General features: G+C 54.6%; 16 protein-coding genes. 3 read left to right on the forward strand and 13 right to left on the reverse strand.

The genetic code is table 11. The annotated features are described in order from the left end of the window. Positions 1-105: 105 nt before the first annotated feature. The 3 genes from rsmC to hemL all read right to left on the reverse strand — a co-directional run bounded on the left by rsmC (position 106) and on the right by hemL (position 3,805). Positions 106-1,146: a 16S rRNA (guanine(1207)-N(2))-methyltransferase RsmC gene (gene rsmC / locus SPK40_RS10815; protein WP_330960489.1), complete on the reverse strand. Its 1,041-nt coding sequence runs from the start codon at positions 1,144-1,146 to the stop codon at positions 106-108. A gap of 75 nt (positions 1,147-1,221) precedes the next feature. Next, a complete protein-coding gene (locus SPK40_RS10820) occupies positions 1,222-2,304 on the reverse strand; it encodes an AI-2E family transporter (protein ID WP_248141425.1) in 1,083 nt (360 codons plus the stop codon). A 205-nt stretch (positions 2,305-2,509) separates the two neighbouring features. Beyond that, positions 2,510-3,805: a glutamate-1-semialdehyde 2,1-aminomutase gene (gene hemL, locus SPK40_RS10825; protein ID WP_330960490.1), complete on the reverse strand. Its 1,296-nt coding sequence runs from the start codon at positions 3,803-3,805 to the stop codon at positions 2,510-2,512. Between the two features lie 191 nt (positions 3,806-3,996). Between hemL and erpA the strand changes: the two genes are divergently transcribed. Further along, entirely contained in the window at positions 3,997-4,338 is a 342-nt protein-coding gene (gene erpA, locus SPK40_RS10830; RefSeq protein ID WP_248141423.1) for an iron-sulfur cluster insertion protein ErpA, read from the forward strand. Between the two features lie 84 nt (positions 4,339-4,422). On the opposite strand, the gene SPK40_RS10835 is transcribed toward erpA, so the two are convergent. Beyond that, positions 4,423-5,751, reverse strand: a complete 1,329-nt coding sequence (locus SPK40_RS10835; protein WP_330960492.1) for a peptidoglycan DD-metalloendopeptidase family protein — start codon at positions 5,749-5,751, stop codon at positions 4,423-4,425. 138 nt (positions 5,752-5,889) lie between these two features. On the opposite strand from SPK40_RS10835, the gene tyrS reads away from it, so the two are divergent. Then, positions 5,890-7,077 carry a tyrosine--tRNA ligase gene (tyrS, locus tag SPK40_RS10840; protein ID WP_248141421.1) on the forward strand — a complete coding sequence of 396 codons (1,188 nt, stop codon included), beginning with the start codon at positions 5,890-5,892 and terminating at the stop codon, positions 7,075-7,077. 52 nt (positions 7,078-7,129) lie between these two features. On the opposite strand, the gene SPK40_RS10845 is transcribed toward tyrS, so the two are convergent. Genes SPK40_RS10845 through SPK40_RS10855 form a run of 3 tightly spaced genes read right to left on the reverse strand, consistent with a single transcriptional unit; the run spans position 7,130 to position 9,170 of the window. Beyond that, the gene (locus SPK40_RS10845; protein WP_330960493.1) at positions 7,130-7,723 is read right to left on the reverse strand and encodes a flavodoxin family protein; all 594 of its coding nucleotides are present in this window, start codon (positions 7,721-7,723) and stop codon (positions 7,130-7,132) included. 15 nt (positions 7,724-7,738) lie between these two features. Further along, entirely contained in the window at positions 7,739-8,728 is a 990-nt protein-coding gene (locus SPK40_RS10850) for a questin oxidase family protein (protein ID WP_330960494.1), read from the reverse strand. A 25-nt stretch (positions 8,729-8,753) separates the two neighbouring features. Further along, entirely contained in the window at positions 8,754-9,170 is a 417-nt protein-coding gene (locus SPK40_RS10855; RefSeq protein ID WP_330960495.1) for a VOC family protein, read from the reverse strand. Positions 9,171-9,342: 172 nt separating this feature from the next. Between SPK40_RS10855 and SPK40_RS10860 the strand changes: the two genes are divergently transcribed. Further along, positions 9,343-9,939: a DedA family protein gene (locus SPK40_RS10860; RefSeq protein ID WP_330960496.1), complete on the forward strand. Its 597-nt coding sequence runs from the start codon at positions 9,343-9,345 to the stop codon at positions 9,937-9,939. Positions 9,940-9,949: 10 nt separating this feature from the next. Here the strand turns inward: SPK40_RS10860 and SPK40_RS10865 are convergent, their stop codons facing one another. From SPK40_RS10865 to gltB, 6 genes are all read right to left on the reverse strand, one after another. Further along, entirely contained in the window at positions 9,950-10,564 is a 615-nt protein-coding gene (locus SPK40_RS10865; RefSeq protein ID WP_248141416.1) for a TRIC cation channel family protein, read from the reverse strand. A gap of 136 nt (positions 10,565-10,700) precedes the next feature. Next, entirely contained in the window at positions 10,701-11,528 is an 828-nt protein-coding gene (gene btuF, locus SPK40_RS10870; protein ID WP_442957568.1) for a vitamin B12 ABC transporter substrate-binding protein BtuF, read from the reverse strand. Positions 11,529-11,542: 14 nt separating this feature from the next. After that, positions 11,543-12,499, reverse strand: coding sequence for a cobalamin biosynthesis family protein (locus SPK40_RS10875; protein WP_330960498.1), 957 nt, complete (start codon positions 12,497-12,499; stop codon positions 11,543-11,545). Beyond that, positions 12,496-13,200 (reverse strand): 5'-methylthioadenosine/S-adenosylhomocysteine nucleosidase, encoded by a 705-nt coding sequence (gene mtnN / locus SPK40_RS10880; RefSeq protein WP_248141413.1) that lies wholly within the window; start codon positions 13,198-13,200, stop codon positions 12,496-12,498. Before mtnN ends, SPK40_RS10875 begins: the two co-directional genes overlap by 4 nt. Positions 13,201-13,367: 167 nt before the next feature. Beyond that, positions 13,368-14,777 (reverse strand): FAD-dependent oxidoreductase, encoded by a 1,410-nt coding sequence (locus SPK40_RS10885; protein WP_330960499.1) that lies wholly within the window; start codon positions 14,775-14,777, stop codon positions 13,368-13,370. Positions 14,778-14,790: 13 nt separating this feature from the next. Further along, positions 14,791-19,254 carry a glutamate synthase large subunit gene (gene gltB / locus SPK40_RS10890; RefSeq protein ID WP_330960500.1) on the reverse strand — a complete coding sequence of 1,488 codons (4,464 nt, stop codon included), beginning with the start codon at positions 19,252-19,254 and terminating at the stop codon, positions 14,791-14,793. Positions 19,255-19,523: the final 269 nt, after the last annotated feature.

Here is a 19,523-nt window from a genome sequence, read left to right on the forward strand (position 1 = left end):
CTGCGAAGCGTGTGCCAAGGCACAATTTTGGCGTTTTTGACGGATTTAGCGGGAAAAAGTGCGGAAATGATGCCCCGCCAGTCTCAGGAATGGCAGGGCAACGGATTATTTTTTCGCGTGATAAATTGAGAACTTATTGTTTTTCGCACGAATGTTATAGCCGCCCAGGCAACGTTCGAGCAGAGGCGGATACTGCAGGAAGTTGTTTGCGACGATAACGAGTTCACCGCCTTCGTTCAGATGGGCCGGTGCCTGTTCGATAAACTGCTCGGTGGCTGCATAGAACGTTTTCAGACCCGCATGGAAAGGCGGGTTGCTGATCAGAAAATCATAGGATTCCGGCAGTGAGGAATAAACATCTGTGGCAACAAAGTGACCTTCCAGATGGTTTTCGCGGAATGTCTCCCGGGCAGAGGCAATGGCCAGTGCGCTGACGTCAGCCAAATCCAGCATGATTTCCGGGTAGCGGGCTTTTAGCACCGCACCAATCACACCAGCGCCACAGCCAAAGTCCAGAACCCGGCCGGTCAGAGCAGGCAGGTTCTCGATCAACAGCAGGGATCCCTGATCGAACTCGCCATGACTGAACACCCCCGGCAAGGAGCGGATGGTCAGGGTCTGCTCGCCGATCGTCAGCGGGTAGCTGCGGAACCAGTCATCAAGCTGGAAGGCTGGTGCCTCGTTCTGGCAACGTCCCCAGAAGAAACTGCAGCGGCGGGCTGAATCATATTTGTTGATCGGACCATACGCGGCAAACATTTTTTCGGCACTGCGCACTCCACTGCGGTTTTCGCCCACAATGCAGATTTCGGTGTCCTTGCCGCACCGGGCCAGCAGCATCGCCAGCAGGTATTCGGCTTCTGCCTTGGCCTTCGGCCAGTACAACAGGATCATGTCAACGCCTTTGGCATCTTCGGCACACAGTTCAGCACCAAAATGACTGCTGATTCTGCTGCTGCGGCTCAGGGCCGTGTGCTGGCCGTAATGGGTGGTAAACACGCGCACACTGGCAGCAACTTTTGCCAGTTCGACCGGATAGAGATCGTCCAGTTCACCTGCGACCAGGACATGACGATCGGTAAAAAAGTCGGTTTGACGGGCCACTACCTGACTGGCAGGGCTGAATGTTGCGGCATTGGCAGACATGAGAGCCTCTGTGGGTGATTCTGAATCCGGGCGCGAATTGTTCCACAAAAGCGCCCGGATGGAAAGGCAGCCAGATTATTGATTGTCCTGTTGTTCCAGGAAATCTTTGAACTCTACTTCATAGAGTTTAAACAGAACCAGCGTCACTGAGAAAATAATCGGACCATAAATCAGACCAATCAGGCCAAACAGATGTAAACCGCCGAGGATCGAGAAGAAAATCAGCAGGGTATTCATCCCCGAATTGCCCTGCATGAGCAACGGGCGCACGAAGTTGTCGATCGATCCAACCACAATGATGCCCCAGGCCACCAGGAATACGGCCCATTCCCACTGATTGATCAGCAGCAGATACAGGGCTGCGGGCAGCCAGATTAAGGCTGTACCGAATACCGGAATGAAAGAGGCAAAGGCCATCATGGAACCCCAGAATAAGCCGGGAAATCCTGCCAGCCACATGGCAAAGCCACCGGCGACACCCTGTGCCAGAGCCGTCAGAAACGAACCCATGACAGCTGACTTTGCCACCTGCTCGACTTCTGTCAGCAGGGCATCTTCCTGGCTGCGGGACAGCGGCAGCACATGGCGCAGGGTGGATACGATCTTTTTATGGTCACGCAACAGGAAAAACAGCACGAACAGCATCAGCATAAAACTGAGGATAAAGTTGGTGGCATCGCCCAGCAGTTTGGCGCTGATGTTCAGCAACTGAGTGCCAAGTTTGGAAGCCGCTGTAGCCAGTTTCTGAACAATCGACTGTACGTCCAGACTTTCAAACGGCGACCATTTATTGAGGGTGTCCAGCGCGGTCTGGGCATAAGGATGAGCCAGAAGGTCTTTGGGGCCACCACTTGTCAGCCAGGCATAGCTGTCTTTCGAAAAGGTCGAACCCTGTTGCACAATCGAGGCGAAAACAATCAGGACCGGGATCACGATGATGAAAGTCAGGATGATGCAGGACAGAATGGCTGAGCGGTTCGGACGTCCCAGTTTCCCTTCAATACGGGCATGAAGCGGATAAAACAGCAGGGAAATGATAAAGGCCATCACGATGGGTCCCAGATACGGTTCGATCAGCCGGTAACTGGCATAGGCTGCCAGAACTAATGCGGCAACGAGCATCCAGTGGCGTGACTGGGGTTGAAACGGTTTTGGCACGGGATTGTCCTCAAGCTGTTTTGACTTCTTTCATCATTGCATCAGCTTGCGGAGGTGGCAATGTTCTGAGCTGATCTTTCTTTGAAATTTCAGAGACATCAGTTCAGTGAATCTGTTTAGGCGGGGCTGAAGGGGTGGCGGTATCCGGCAGCAATAAAAAAGGGCAGGAGAAACCTGCCCTTTGTGGATGTGTTCTGATGAAACCTTACTTGGCTTCTTCAGCCAGGGTTGCAAAGGCGTATTCCGCCGCTTCCAGCGTAGCGTGAATCTCTTTTTCGCCGTGAGCCAGCGACGTGAAGCAGGCTTCAAACGCAGACGGAGCCAGGTAGACGCCTTTCTCCAGCATCAGATTGAAGAAACGCTTGAAGCGTTCCACGTCACAGCGCGCGACGTCCTGATAGTTGTGAACGTTTTCCTGATCGGTGAAGAAGAAGCCGAACATGGCACCAACCTGATTGGTCACCAGCGGAATGCCGTATTTGTCAGCCAGGGCCTGGAAGCCTTCAGCCAGATGCTGGGTCGTCTGGGCCAGACGTTTTTCGTTGCCTTCCTGCGTCAGGACAGACAGACAGGCGTAGCCAGCAGCCATGGCAACCGGGTTACCGGACAGGGTTCCAGCCTGGTAAACAGGGCCGGTCGGTGCGATATATTGCATGACGTCACGACGGCCGCCGAATGCGCCGACAGGCATACCGCCGCCAATGATTTTACCCAGCGTCGTCAGATCCGGTTTGACATCGTAGTATGCCTGAGCACCGCCTTGTGCGACGCGGAAGCCGGTCATGACCTCGTCCAGGATCAGCAGTGCGCCGAATTCGTCACAGATCTCACGCAGGCCTTGCAAGAAGCCCGGGACCGGCGGGATGCAGTTCATGTTGCCTGCCACAGGCTCGACGATGATACAGGCGATTTGCTCCGGATGTTCTGCAAAAGCAGTACGTACGGAGTCCAGATCGTTAAAGACGCAGGTCAGGGTGTGCTTGGCGAAGTCCGCCGGAACGCCCGGAGAACTTGGCTGACCCAGGGTCAGGGCACCGGAACCGGCTTTGACCAGCAGACAGTCGGCGTGGCCGTGGTAGCAGCCTTCAAACTTGATAATTTTGTCGCGGCCGGTAAAGCCACGGGCCAGACGAATGGCACTCATGGTGGCTTCTGTGCCTGAACTCACCATACGGACCATCTCCATGGAAGGGACCAGTCTGGAGACCAGTTCTGCCATGGTGATTTCCATTTCGGTTGGTGCACCGAAGCTCAAACCCTGACGGGCGGCTTCGATGACGGCATCACGAATCGCTACATGGTTATGGCCAAGGATCATCGGGCCCCAGGAGCCAACATAGTCGATGTATGCTTTGCCATCGGCATCAAAAATATAGGCACCGTCGGCACGTTCAATAAACAGCGGATCGCCGCCGACGCCGGCAAATGCGCGGACCGGAGAGTTGACACCGCCAGGAATGGTGTGTTGTGCTTTGGCAAATAATTCAGCCGATTTGCTCATGGTTATTTCCTGTAATCCTTGGTGATAAGGGCGCTATTGTACGTAAATGCGAATTCAATGGCGAGAGGCCATTCCTGTCGCAGATCAGCAAATTCGAGACTTGATGGTCAATACTTGAACGCAGCAGTCAGGTATTAGATAATCGTGATAAAGGTCAGATGACCAAGTGATGATGAATTGAGAGGTTGCTAATGAGCGATGCCAGTATCCCGCTGAACTTTTCTGACGTTGCAGCGAGTAAGGTGAAAGCGCTGATCGCGGAAGAAGAAAACCCGAATCTGAAGCTGCGAGTGTATATCACCGGCGGTGGCTGTAGCGGCTTCCAGTACGGTTTCACTTTTGACGAGAAGGTGAACGAAGGTGATACCACCATTGAAAACAGTGGTGTGACCCTGGTGGTCGACCCGATGAGTCTGCAGTATCTGATTGGCGGGACAGTGGATTACACGGAAGGTCTGGAAGGCTCACGTTTCTTTGTGAATAACCCGAATGCCACGACGACCTGTGGCTGTGGTGCTTCTTTCAGCGTGTAATGAAATCTTTTCGCTGAATCGTAAAAAGCCGTCACAGATGTGACGGCTTTTTTATACGAATAGCTTGATACGAGTAGTAGAGTCTTAACCCCGCGACGGGATCAGGCTGGCATTGGTATTGGCTGCCAGCAGATGACGGAACTGGGTGAGCTGTTCGATGCGCTCATTCGCCTGCTGGATGAAAGCGGCTTTGGCCTTTCCTTTCAGCGACTCAGACTGCGGCAGGGAAACCGTCCGCGGATTTTTGTGAACCCCGTTGACCAAAAACTCGTAGTGCAAGTGTGCACCGGTCACCCGTCCGGAACGACCCAGTTTACCGATAGTCTGTCCCTGTTTGACTCGCTGCCCGGTTTTCACCAGACGTTTGCTCAGGTGCAGATATTTGGTGACATACGTCGAGCTGTGCCGGATAAAGACGTAATTACCGTTAAACTGGTTATAGCTGGACTGCATGACGACACCGTCACCGGCGGCCCAGATCGGTGTTCCCACCGGCGCGACGTAATCCGTTCCCCGGTGTGCTTTGACTTTACCGGTGACCGGATGCAGGCGACGCGGGTTGAAGTTGGAACTTACGTAACGGAAGTTTACCGGCGAGCGCAGGAAGGCCTTTTGCATGGCCTGACCGCTCGGGTCGTAATATTTCCCGTCATGGCTGTTTCTTACCGCAGTGAACGTCTGTCCCAGGTTGGTAAAGGAAGCCGCCAGAATGTTCCCCCGACCAATTGGCTCGCCTTCGACATAGCGCTCTTCAAACAGCACTGAAAACGTATCGCCTTCACGGATATCCAGTGCGAAGTCGATGTCCCAGCCAAAAATGCCGGCAATTTCCATGATTTGGTTGGCTGTCAGGCCCGCATCGGTGGCCGCATTCCAGAAGCTGGAGGTGATGACGGCCTGGGCGAAATTCAGTTGGGTATCGACTTTCTTCTCTTCTTTTTTCGAAAAGAAGGTATCGCCTTTGCGCGTGATGTAGAGGGTTTCGGTGGCATTGATTGGTTGGATCAGCTGAATCAGATCCTTATTTTCATCAAGTCCGAAACGCAGTTTGTCGCCCGGACGCAGGGTAATCAGTGATTTTGTGCCTTCATCGGCATTGATCAGGCGGTACAGGGTTGCAGGACTCAGGCCGACTTTATCGAAGACCAGTGCCAGGCTTTCGCCGGGCTTAATTTCATGTTCTGTCCAGGTGAGCGGCGGTGGCAGCAGAGGAGGCGTTACACCACTGGCTTTGAGCTGCGGGCCGTTGAGATCGAGTTCGAGAGGATAAAGTTTGCCGATTTCAAACTTTCGCTCGGGCTGGTCCATGTCCTCGGGTTCCGGCAGCAGCATCAGCAGCACAGTCACCGCGCTAATGGCGGAGATAAGAATCTGGTGCATCCGTGGCAGCCGGGAAAATTTTGATATTAGCATTTGATGATAGTTATGATGTTTTTTGCGTATCAGTGAAAAATAAGACAAGCCTAAGTCTAACTGGTTTCAAAAAACATCGCTATTCAAGTAAGATTGCCCTTTATCATTTTTATGCCAATTTTGTGGGAGTGAACAAGAATGGCCAGCATTGAACAAGCGTTAGCGGAAATTAAGCGCGGGGTCGACGAACTGATCCCGGAAGAAGAGTTGATTGCCAAACTGAAGGAAAATCGTCCTCTGCGCATCAAACTGGGTGCGGATCCGACAGCGCCGGATATTCACCTGGGCCATACCGTGATCCTGAATAAGCTGCGTGCCTTCCAGGAGCTGGGTCATGAGGTTACTTTCCTGATTGGTGATTTCACCGGAATGGTCGGTGATCCGACCGGGAAAAATACCACGCGTCCGCCGCTGACGCGTGAAGACGTTCTGCGCAATGCTGAAACCTATAAAGAGCAGGTGTTCAAGATCCTGGATCCTGCGAAAACCAAAATCGAGTTCAACTCCACCTGGCTGGCCAATCTGGGTGCTGAAGGCATGATCCGCCTGGCTGCGAGTCAGACGGTGGCACGTATGCTGGAACGTGACGACTTCAAAAAGCGGTATAACGAAGGCCGCCCAATTGCGATTCACGAATTCATGTACCCGCTGCTGCAAGGCTACGATTCTGTGGCGATGAAAACAGACGTTGAGCTGGGCGGCACGGATCAGAAGTTCAACCTGCTGATGGGCCGTGAGCTGCAAAAAGCTGAAGGTCAGAAACCTCAGGTCGTTCTGACGATGCCGTTGCTGGTGGGTCTGGACGGCGTGAAGAAGATGTCAAAGTCAGCCAACAACTACATCGGTATCGCCGAAGCGCCGACAGAAATGTTTGGTAAGATCATGTCGATTTCTGATGATCTGATGTGGAACTACTATGAATTGCTGTCATTCCGTCCGCTGGAAGAAATCGAGCAGTTGAAGCAAGCCATTGCTAACGGCCGTAACCCGCGTGATGTGAAGATCCTGCTGGCGAAAGAAATTATTGCCCGTTTCCACTCTGAGGCGGATGCAGATGCGGCAGAACAGGATTTCATTAACCGCTTCCAGAAAGGCGCAATGCCGGATGAGATGCCTGAATTTGAATTCGAAGCCGGTGCCGCGATTGCCAATTTGCTGAAAGATGCGGATCTGGTTAACTCGACTTCGGATGCGCTGCGGATGATTCGTCAGGGCGCTGTGAAGATCGACGGCGAAAAAGTGGAAGACACCAAGCTGGAACCAGCTGCCGGTACGGCAGTGTATCAGGTCGGTAAGCGGAAGTTCGCCCGGATTACCCTGAAGTAATTGGTTGAACCAACATGAGAAAAGGCGCCATTGCGGCGCCTTTTTTATACGCTCAGGCCAGCGCCGGAACGACAGTGTGTGTTGCACCGGACTGAGCATACAGCAACCCGGCAACCCGCTGGCCGAGATGGCTTGCAGTCATCCGATCGGCTGTACTGAGTTCTCCGGCCGGGGTGTGACCACTGGCGCCTAACTGACGCCCCATCGGGTTGATTCGCTTGTCATCATAACCATTGGGCATATCCATTCCCACCCACAGCATCCCGTGCTGCATGGCCAGAGTGACGAGGTAATTCAGGGTGCAGTCCTGCTCGCCGCCCTGGCTGCCGCCGACGGTAAATCCTGCGGCCAGTTTGTTGCGCCATCCCTGCTCACTCCAGCTGTCGCTGCTGGCATCGGCAAACGCCTTGAACTGAGCGGCAGGGCCACCCATATAGGTCGGACTGCCAAAGAGAATGGCATCGGCCTGTTCGAGGCTGGCGAAGAGTTCAGGATCATTGAAACGACCGTGATGAATGTCCTCGCCAGAAATCCGGTAGCTCATGACCTGAATGCCTGGCTGCGTTTTGGCACCTTCGGCAATCGCCTGAGCCATCTGGTGGGTCGCACCTGAGCCGGAGTAGTAAACCAGAGCAATTGTTTTCATTTGTTATTCCTTTATTCATGATGATTCAGGGTGGGCCAGCAGCATCCGGATCGCTGTCAGATATTCCTCAAACGGAAACACCTGATACAGACGGCTGCAGCTGTATGCCAGTTTGATATGGTGATCATCTGACATTTCGGTGACAGCACTGAACCACGACGGCCAGTCTGGATCGATGTCAGTCACGGGCGATGAAGATATCGGATGAAGCATCTGTGCCGAGCAAAAAGCAGCCACATAAGCCTGCCAGTAGTAAGCCAGTGCCAGCTGGCGATCCGGAACATAAGGCAGCAATTGTCGCAGGGCATCAAAACTTGTGACGCCATGGAGCAGGGTGAAGTCATTGCTGGCCAGATAATAGCCGATGGTCAGCCGGGCCATGTCTGCTTCATTCAGTGTGTCCGGCACGGCTGCCAGAGGGCGATAGTCCGGATGAGCGACCACTTCGCGGATACGTTCAGTAATGATCCATGGCTGAATGTGAACGTGGTGGAAACGCTGATAAGCCTGCGCCAGCTGTTCTTCAGCCTGATAGCGGTCTGTCAGTGTCAGTGCTCCCAACGGCTGATATTCGCTGGCCCAGTAGGCCAGTGCCATGGCAATTTCATCGGCATCATCCGCTTCCAGGGCATAGCTGAGGCGAATGAGTGCATGAAAGGCGCTGGCGGCAAGACCCGGCAGCAAGACAGGCAGCCATTCCTGCAGTGTGGGAGTTACCCCCTGAGCTGCGAGCTGCTGGCGAAATTGCTGGTGAAACACCGGAAAACTATCGCGATCACCTAATTCAGGGGTTGTTTCCTGTATGTGCCCCTGTTGCCGGACGGGTTGCAGGTTCGGGGTGTGGTGCTGATAAAAGCGCTGCAGCTGAAGCGGACTGGCCCCACAGCGAGTCAGCGCGATCAGTGCCATTGGCAAATGGTTGGACAGTTCTGGGCCATACAGCGGATCAAATTGCAGGCCCTGCTGAATCAGGGTCAGGCATTCGGGGTGGATGGGATGATACATGTCGGGATCTCCTATTCTGCGGATTTTATAAGCTGTAGTCGTGACGCAAAGCTGGTTCGGCCGTCAGATACTGAATGAATTCCCACTCGATCCCATCCTTATCATAGAAGTAAACCCGCTCACGCCAGGGGTGGCTGGTTTCCATCTCATTTTCCCGGTAACCGGCTTCAAGCAACCGGGTACGCACCTGCAAGATGTCATCCACGACCAGACCGATATGGTTGATCCCCAGATCAAGGTAGGGATGACGGTCGATTTGATCCCGATCTACCACCTCCTGCAAAGCCAGATAGGTTTCATCCGTGCCGATATGGCACCAGCGATGTGTGGGTTGCTGACCCAGATGGCGGACGGAAAATTCCGGGATTGCGGTTTGCAGAAATTGGATCGTGTTTTCCAGATGACGGACGGTGAGATTGGCATGTTCAACGTAGGGTTTCATGGTGCCTCCTGGCTTGGTTTATTTTCTATTATGTAAACCATTTTGTTTACATAATAGTATGAAACCCGTTTAAGTAAAGTTTTTTATTTATTTAATTAACCAGTCTCTTTCTCAGGTCAGGAAATGGGTATAGCATGGAAAGCATTCATCAGAGGAACTCCCGGAGAACAGCATGCAGAATCTGGTACAGGAGCTGGCACCACTCATGCAAGAGTACGGCTATACCGTGCTGGCATTGGCCATCGCAATCGAAGGCCTGGGGATACCCGCTCCCGGTCAGTCTTTACTGATCGTCGCAAGCTATCTCTCAGTCAACGGGACATTTTCTTTACCGGCGGTGCTTGCGGTTGCGGGGGCGGCCAGCTGGTTAGGGAATACTGCGGGATATCTGGTCGGCTCAAGATTTTCGCATGTTGTTGAACAGCGGGGATGGCTCAAGCCAGCCTCGGTGGAGAAAGTGCATGGCTTTATTGATAAATACGGGGTGATGGGGCTGGTGCTCAGCCGTTTTCTTGAGGGGCTGAAACAATTGATGTGCCTGGGCTGCGGGATGGCACAGATGCCCAGACATCACTTTTTGATGGGAAATACCCTGGCGGTTGGGATCTGGCTGACCGTGTTTGGTTTAGGCCCGGCCTTTTTTCATGAAGAGATCGGGCAAATTGGCCTGTTTTACCATCATCATCAGCATGCCTTCTGGGCGGCTGCGGTGATTGCGGGACTGGCATTGCTGATTTGGTTATTTCGCAAGCGCAGTCCCGCAAACTGATTGCTGCAGGTCAGTTGTGCCGGAGCGAAAAGGTTGGCAGTGACAGGTGCCAGCGAATAGCGGCCAGACGGATTGAGAGTGTCGTGACAATCCCGCCGATACTGGCAACTGCGGTTTCCAGCCCGAGATACAGACCCAGGGTGTGGACAACCCCGCCGAGAATACAGGCCGTGGCATACACTTCGGTTCTCAGCACCATGGGCACTTCGCGGGCCAGAACGTCACGGATCACCCCGCCGCCGCAACCCGTGATCACGCCCATAATCACGGCGACCATGGGAGAAGCGCCGAAACGAAGGGCTTTTTCGACACCGATCGCGACAAAAACGGCCAGGCCGATGGCATCAGCGACAGGCAGAAAGTACCACGGCATTTTCCGCGGGTTTTGAATCGCCAGCATTGACAGCAGGCAGGTACCGAATATCACCCACAGATAGTTGGTGTCTGTGATCCAGAATACCGGGGTCGCACCCAGGGCCATGTCACGGATCGTCCCGCCGCCGATGGCAGTCACACTGGCCAGCACCACGACACCGAAGGGGTCCATTCTCAGTCGCCCGGCAAGCAGGACACCGGAGATGGCAAAAATGGCAGTGCCAAACATATCAAGAGAGTAAATCAGCATAACGCCTCTGCGAATAGCCAGTATGAACAGGCTGTGGTGTTCTGGCTGACCACACCACAGTCAAAGCGGCAGAGATTGTACGGCCTAATGTAATACGTACAACCGATTACGCTGGCTTTGTGAGCTCTTTCACACCCTATTTGGTTGCCCGGTGACGCACTTCATCCAGTTGCTTACAGATGGTTTTTGCAGCCAGCAAGGCGCGCGGCGTCGGCCTGTTGAGCCAGTCGACTTCCACCTGATAAAGCTGCTGACGTTGCATTGCTGGGATTTGCTCCCGCCAGGACTGCCATAGACTGAAGACCTGCGGATCCGGACCGGCACTGCCGAAGGCGGCAAACATGGCTTCCGGCTGGCGGACGATCACCTGCTCTTTTGAGACCTGCGGGTAAGCGACCGGGCTGTCGGCAAAAATGTTCTCCCCGCCACAGACGCTGAAAACCTGGCTGGGCCAGCTGTTGCCGGACATCGACATCAGCGGTGAGCTCGCCAGCTGGTAAAAATAACGCACCGGCGGTTGATGGCGATACGCCTGTTCCAGCTGCGTCAGTGTTTGCCGGAAATCGCCGGCGGCACGCTGTGCAACAGACGGGTCATCGGCAAACTGTCCCAGTGTTTCCAGTGTGTCCGCAATCGCGGCGAGACTGGCTGGATGCGAGTAGAAGATCCGGATACCAAGCTGTTCCAGTTTTTCCATTTCTCTTGGCGGATTCCCGCCTTTCCACGCCAGTATCAGATCCGGCTTGAGCGCCAGAATGCGTTCCAGTTTGATGCCCCGGTAATTGGCAACCCGTTCCAGCGTCAGTGCCTGAGGCGGGTAATCACTGTAATCGCTGGCGGCGATCAGTTTATCGCCCAGACCGGCAGCATAAGCCAGCTCCGTGGTATGCGGGGCAAGGCTGATAATACGCTGAGGTTTTGTCTCGGCGGCCTGAACCGCGAGCGGCATCAGACCGAGCAACATCAGGACAAGATGTTTCACAGCAGGCTCCCCATCAGAAACATCAGCAGGCTCTGCGCGGCCACCCAGCACCACAGCCGCTGCTGGAGCAGACGGTCAATCTGAGACAGATGCAGCGCGGCCGGGGCAATACGGCCACCCAAACGCGGTCGTTCCAGCTTCGTGGTATCGTAGATAGCCGGGCCACCCAGCGCCAGCTGAAGTTTGTGGCCAGTGGCTGTCAGTAACCAGCCCGGTCCCGGCAACTGCCAGTTCTCGCCTTGCTTACGTAGTCCCCGGAAAGCGGCCTGACTGTTCTTGCCCAGGCTGATAACCACGGCCAGCAAACGCAGCGGGACGATATCCAGCGCTGCCAGAATCCGTACCGCGGGTAAACCAAAGTACTGATACTGGCTGCGACTCGGTGACCAGCAACGGGCCAGACTGACGGCCAGCCGGTAGAGAATGGCCCCGAATCCGCCTGCCATCGCGAACCAGAACAGCACGGCAGCCACCTGACGGCCATAGCTGAGTAACTGGGTTTCAGCACAGGCTTTGCCGAGACCAAGCAGAGAGAGGTTATCGGTTTTCCGGTTCAGGGCCAGTGCCAGTTGCTCCCGGCAGACGGATTTATCTTCCCGGCTGTAGGCCTGAATGAATGTCTGACTGAAACGATGGCTTTCCTTCCAGCCCAGTGCCACCCAAAGCAGTACCAGATGAAACAGGCTGTCAAACCAGACCAGTTGATAAAAAGCGATCAGCAGGATCAGCACCGTCATCCACATCAGTGACCAGGCCAGAAGGCCAGATAAGGTACGCTGGCGGGGTGTGTCGGTGTCTTTATTCACCCGGAGTGCGAGCTGAACTGCAAATTGCTGCCAGGTATGAAGGGGATGGATGCTGGCCGGAACAGGCAGCAGCCAATGTAATGCCAGCGCCCCCCACATCGCCAGCAGGGTCGGATGCTGATTGAGGAGCGCGAGCATTTCATTCATGAGCGGTTCAGCAGCTCCGTCATTTTCACTACCATGGCAGAAGAGCTTTTCGCCGCCAGTGGCAGGAATTCTTCGAAGCTCATCGGAGACTCTTTATCCGCGACATCGGAAATCGCACGCACCACAACAAAAGGCACGTTGAACTGGTGACAGGCTTGTGCGATAGCCGCGGCTTCCATTTCTACGGCAACCACCTGAGGGAAGTGGGTGCGGATACGTTGCTGTTGCTCAGCGCTGCACACGAAAGCATCACCGGTGCAGATCAGTCCGCGAACCGCATGGGTTTCTGTATCGAGCTGGGCAAGCGCCTGCTCAGCTGTCTGCATCAGTTTTTCATCGGACAGGAATGCCGCAGGTTGCTGGGCCATCTGGCCGATTTCATAGCCAAATGCCGTGACATCGGCATCGTGATAACGGACTTCAGTGGAGATCACCACATCACCCACATTCAGGCTGGCATCGAAACCACCGGCTGAACCGGTATTGAGCACGACATCCGGCTCAAAGATTTCCAGCAGTACTGCGGTGCCGACTGCAGCGGCAACCTTACCAATCCCGGATTGCAGCAGGACAACGTCTGCACCGTTCAGGCTGCCGGTGTAAAACGTACAACCGCCTTTTTTCAGAACTTCGCAGTTGTCTAACTGGTCTTTCAGGAAAGCGACTTCCTGTTCCATCGCGCCAATAATGCCGATTTTCATTGATGTTATCTCTTTCTTCAGAGTGGACCGCTTGCAGTGCGGCGAATGGTGGAGATTGTAACAATGCCAGCCATCAGAGAAAAGGCGGCCGGTTGGTGTCGGTGGTGAAGGAAGGGCATAAAAAAGCGAGCGGGGAGGCCGCTCGCTTGTATGCATGGAAGAAAGCCTTACAGACCGAGGAAATCGAGAATGCCGTCCGCAGCACGTCGGCCTTCGTCGATGGCGGTGACCACCAGATCGGAGCCACGAACCGCATCGCCTCCGGCGAAAATTTTCTCGTTGGTAGTCTGGAACGCATGGTTGCCGCTGGTTTGGATCCGGCCCCACTGATCCAGTGCCACGTCGAAGCTCTCCAGCCATGGCATGGCATGCGGCTGGAAACCAAAGGCCATGATGACCGCATCGGCTTCCAGAACATGTTCACTGCCTGCCACCGGCTCCGGACGGCGACGTCCGGCTTCATCCGGCTCACCCAGTGCTGTTTTCACCACGCTCACTCCACTGACCTGGCCGCTGCTGTTCACTTCAATACCCAATGGCTGAAGGTTGAACATAAAGTTCACGCCTTCCTCGCGGGCATTTTTCACTTCTCGGCGCGAACCGGGCATATTGGCTTCGTCACGACGGTAGGCACAGATCACATCACTCGCACCCTGGCGAATGGAGGTCCGGACACAGTCCATGGCGGTGTCACCGCCGCCCAGGACCACAACGCGCTTGCCGGCCATGTCGATAAATTCCGGCGCATTTTCTTCCAGATCCATCACCTGGTAGGTGTTGGAGATCAGGAAAGGCAGGGCGTCGTAAACTCCGGCTGCATTTTCGTTAGCCAGTCCGGCACGCATATATTTGTAAGTGCCGACGCCCAGGAAAACGGCATCGTATTCGTTGATCAGATCCTGAAGCTGAACGTCTGTACCGACTTCGGTGTTAAGACGGAACTCAACTCCCATTTCGGTGAAAATCCGGCGGCGATTGATCATCACCTCTTTTTCCAGTTTGAACGACGGGATACCGAAGGTCAGCAGGCCGCCGATTTCCGGATAGCGGTCAAACACGACAGGTTTCACCCCATTGCGCACCAGAATGTCAGCACAAGACAGACCCGCAGGCCCAGCCCCGATGATGGCGACTTTCTTGTCGGTCCATTCCACGCCGGACATATCCGGTTTCCAGCCCATCTCAAATGCTTTGTCGGTAATGTATTTTTCGACATTGCCGATGGTCACCGCACCAAAGTCGTCATTCAGGGTACAGGAGCCTTCGCACAGACGATCCTGAGGACACACCCGGCCACAGACTTCCGGCAAAGTATTGGTCTGATGCGACAGTTCAACGGCTTCCAGAATCCGGCCTTCGTTCGCCAGCTTCAGCCACTGCGGAATGTAGTTGTGAACCGGACATTTCCACTCACAATAAGGGTTCCCGCAGTCCAGGCAGCGGTCCGCTTGTGCGCTGGCCTGTTGCTGGGTAAAGGGTTCATAAATTTCGACAAATTCGATTTTACGGATTTCGATCGGCTTCTTTGGCGGATCAACACGCTCAACATCGATAAATTGGTAAATGTTCTGGCTCATTGGATTCCCTCCCTTATTGTGCCTGAACGCGTAGCTCAGCAGCTGAGCGGCTTTGGTGACCCAGCAGTGTATTCACATCTGCCGACTTCGGTTTAGCCAGGAAGAATTTCGGGATCCATTGATCAAAGTTGGCCAGAATTTCCTGTGCACGGCTTGAGCCGGTTTCTTCCAGATGACGGTCAATCAGACCGCGCAGGTGCTCCTGATGGATCGCCAGATCCTGCAGCGGCAAGGCCTCGATCAGTTCAGGGTTGACCCGGCCGGCGAAATCGCCGACTTCATCCAGAATGTAGGCAAAGCCGCCTGTCATCCCGGCGCCAAAGTTCACGCCGGTGTGGCCCAGAATAGCGACGATACCGCCGGTCATATATTCACAGGCGTTGTCACCAGCGCCTTCAACGACCGCGATGGTGCCGGAGTTCCGGACCGCAAAACGTTCACCGGCTTTACCGGCTGCAAACAGCTTCCCGCCGGTTGCACCGTAGAGGCAGGTGTTGCCGATAATTGTTGATTCGTGCGACTTAAAGGCTGAGCCCACAGGCGGACGAATCGAGATCACACCGCCAGTCATGCCTTTCCCGACATAGTCATTGGCATCCCCGGTCAGATACAGGTTCAGGCCACCGGCATTCCAGACGCCGAAAGACTGTCCTGCGGTTCCGGACAGGTACACATTGACCGGATTCGCGGCCATGCCCTGGTTGCCATAGCGCTGGGCGATTTCACCGGACAGGCGGGCACCGAACGAACGGTCGGTGTTGCGGATATCCAGATAAATATCGGCACCGTTTTGCGTTTCAACCGCAGACAGGGCTTCGTCCACCAGTTTCTGGTTCAGTACGCCGGTATCGAATGGTGTATTGGGTTCACTGCAATACAGGGTCTTCCCTTCGACTGGTGTTGGCGCATGCAGCAGGCCACTCAGATCCAGCTTGCTTTGCTTGGCCGTGAAACCAGCCACGACTTCCAGCAGATCGGTCCGGCCAATCAGATCGGTCAGCTTCTCAACGCCCAGTTTTGCCAGCAGTCCGCGAACTTCCTCACCCAGACCGATGAAGTAGTTCATGACCTGCTCCGGCAGACCTTTAAAGAAGTCGCGGCGCAGGGTGTCATCCTGAGTGGCCACACCGGTGGCGCAGTTGTTCAGGTGGCAGATGCGCAGGTATTTACAGCCCAGTGCCACCATAGGTGCTGTCCCGAAACCGAAACTTTCGGCGCCCAGAATGGCGGCTTTGACTACATCCAGTCCGGTCTTCAGACCACCATCCACTTGCAGGCGGATTTTATGACGCAGACCGTTGGCGACCAGCGCCTGTTGTGTTTCGGCCAGTCCCAGTTCCCATGGACTGCCCGCATATTTCACGGACGTCAGCGGGCTGGCCCCTGTACCGCCGTCATAACCGGAGACAGTGATCAGATCGGCATACGCTTTCGCTACACCGGTGGCAATGGTGCCGACTCCCGGCTCAGAGACCAGTTTGACGGAAACCATGGCTTTTGGATTGACCTGTTTGAGGTCGAAGATCAGCTGGGCCAGATCCTCAATCGAATAAATATCGTGGTGCGGTGGCGGTGAAATCAGCGTCACGCCCGGCACGGCATAGCGCAGTTTGGCAATCTCTGTGGTCACTTTATGGCCCGGCAGCTGACCGCCTTCGCCCGGTTTTGCCCCTTGCGCGACTTTAATCTGAATGACGTCGGCGTTGACCAGATAGTGCGGGGTGACGCCAAAGCGGCCGGAAGCCACTTGTTTGATGCGTGAATTCCGCTCATTGCCGAAACGGCGTGGATCTTCCCCCCCTTCACCAGAGTTGGAGAAACCGCCCAGACGGTTCATGGCAATTGCCAGCGCTTCGTGTGCTTCCGGACTCAGCGCACCGATGGACATCGCCGCAGAGTCGAAGCGCTTGTAGAGTTCCGTGGCTGCTTCGACGTTTGCAACGTCGATCGGATTGTCCGAGGCTTTCAGTTTCAGCAGGTCACGCAAAGTTGCTGCCGGACGTTCGTTTACCACCTTGGCAAATGCCAGGTAATCCTCGTACTCGCCGCTCTTCACGGCTTTTTGCAGTGTGGTGACCACATCCGGGTTATAAGCGTGGAACTCACCGCCATGGACGAATTTCAGCAGACCGCCATGGTCGATTTGCTTGCGTTTTACAAATGCTTTGCGAGACAGGTTGTAGAGATCCTGCTGGAAGTCCTCAAAGTTTGCACCCTGAATCCGGCTCGAAACGCCCATAAAGCAGAGTTCGACCACATCCGCATGCAGGCCGACGGCTTCAAACAGCTGCGAGCAGCGATAGGAAGCGACGGTTGAGATCCCCATCTTCGACATGATCTTGTACAGACCCTTATCGATACTGTTGCGGAAATTCAGCATGACCTCGCGGTAAGGCTTGTTGATGGCGCCGCTGTCAATTTGTTGCGCCAGCGATTCATACGCCAGATACGGATACACGGCGGTTGCACCAAAGCCCATCAACACAGCGAACTGGTGCGGGTCACGGGCGGCCGCGGTCTCAATAATGATGTTGGCATCGCAGCGCAGACTGGCATTGACCAGACGTGTCTGGACGGCACCCACGGCCATCGCAGCCGGAATTGGCAGCTTCTCTTCGCTGATGCCGCGGTCAGACAGCACCACCAACACGGTGCCGCCGCGAACCAGACGCTCGGCCTGATCACACAGATCGACAATGGCCTGCTTCAGATCTTTTTCTTTCGGATCGAAGTTGATGTCGATGATGCTGTTGCGGTAGTGCTGATCGTCCAGTCCCAACAGCTGGACCATATCGGAATAGAGCAGGATCGGCGATTTGAAGGCGACGCGGTGTGCGTGGCCGTCAGTTTCGCAGAACACATTCATTTCACGGCCGATACAGGTAGCCAGTGACATCACGTGCTTTTCACGCAACGGGTCAATTGGCGGGTTGGTAACCTGAGCAAACATCTGACGGAAATAATCGGAGATCAGGCGTTCTTTGGATGACAGGACAGCCATCGGGGCATCATCGCCCATCGAACCCGTAGCTTCCTGGCCCATTTCACCCATCACGCGGAGCACCTGATCCAGCTCTTCGCGGCTGACGGCAAACAGTTTTTGGTAGCTGTTCAGTTCATCGGCAGACATTTCCCGGCTGCCGACCTGATCGTCGCCCATGTCTTCAAACGGCACCAAACGGCGGACATGCGTATCCAGCCACTCCTTGTACGGATGGCGTTCCATCAGCTCATTATCAATGTCGGCAGAATGCCAGATTTTTCCGAATTTTGTATCGATGACCAGCAGCTCTCCCGGACCGACCCGACCTTTCTCGGCCACTTCATCCGGCGCGTAATCCCAGATACCCACTTCAGAGGCCAGGGTGATCAGCTTGTCTTTGGTGATCACATATCGTGCCGGACGCAGGCCGTTGCGGTCCAGGTTACAGGCGGCATAGCGGCCGTCTGACATGACGATACCGGCCGGGCCATCCCAGGGTTCCATGTGCATGGAATTGAAGTCGTAAAAGGCGCGCAGTTTCGGATCCATATCCGGATGATTCTGCCACGCAGGCGGCACCAGCATTCGCATCGCGCGGAAGAGATCCATCCCGCCGGACAGGAAGAGTTCCAGCATATTATCCAGGCTGGAGGAATCCGAACCGGTTTCGTTCACAAAAGGTGCCGCAGTCGCCAGATCCGGCAGCAGCGGCGAAGCGAATTTGTAAGCACGGGCGCGTGCCCACTGGCGGTTTCCGGCAATGGTGTTGATTTCACCGTTGTGGGCCAGATAGCGGAATGGCTGAGCCAGCGGCCAGCGTGGCTGAGTGTTGGTCGAGAATCGCTGGTGGAACAGACAGATCGAAGATTCCAGACGTAAATCGCCTAAATCTTTGTAAAATTTCGGCAGATCGGCGGGCATACACAGCCCTTTGTAGACGATTACCTGGGTCGACAGGCTACAGATATAAAAGTCAGGATCGTTCTGAATGCGTTGCTCAATGCGGCGACGGGCAATATATAGACGACGATCCACATCCCGGGGTTTCCAGCCTGCAGGTGCGTTGATAAAGACCTGAGCGATAGCCGGCAGGGAGTCTTTGGCGATTGGACCCAGAACCTGCGGATTGACCGGCACATCACGCCAGCCTGCAATCGACAGGGTTTCTTTACTGAGTTCTTCTTGAATAATGGTGCGGGCTTGTTCGGCCAGAACCGGATCCTGGCTGAGAAACAGCATACCGACGGCATACTCACGGGCCAGCGGCCAGCCTTGTTCTTTGGCAACCAGCTGATAAAAACTGTCCGGCTTTTTCATTAACAGGCCGCAGCCATCACCGGTCTTGCCATCCGCAGCGATGCCGCCCCGGTGTGTCATACGATCCAAGGCCGATATTGCGGTACGGACCAACTTGTGGCTGGCTTCGCCTTCTGTATGGGCGATCAGGCCGAAGCCACAATTATCTTTTTCCAGCTTTGGGTCATACAGTGTCATTGCAACTCTCCCTTGCGCCTGCTCCATTGAGCAGGGTTACTGCATAATTATGACAATCTCCCTGATTGTCACTCTTGCTTCCAGCGGACTTTCAAACTAACGGCAATTTACAAAAAGGTCAAATTTTCTTTAATTCTGGTCATAAATTCTGAAATATTCAAAGTCACGCATTTATCTATATGATTTTCAAATAAATAATATTTTTTTGAAATATTTTGTTTACATTTTTCAGGGCGTAATTGATGACTTTTTTGCGTCAAAACCAAGAG

This window comes from Photobacterium sp. 53610 (assembly GCF_036409375.1).
GTDB lineage: Bacteria > Pseudomonadota > Gammaproteobacteria > Enterobacterales > Vibrionaceae > Photobacterium.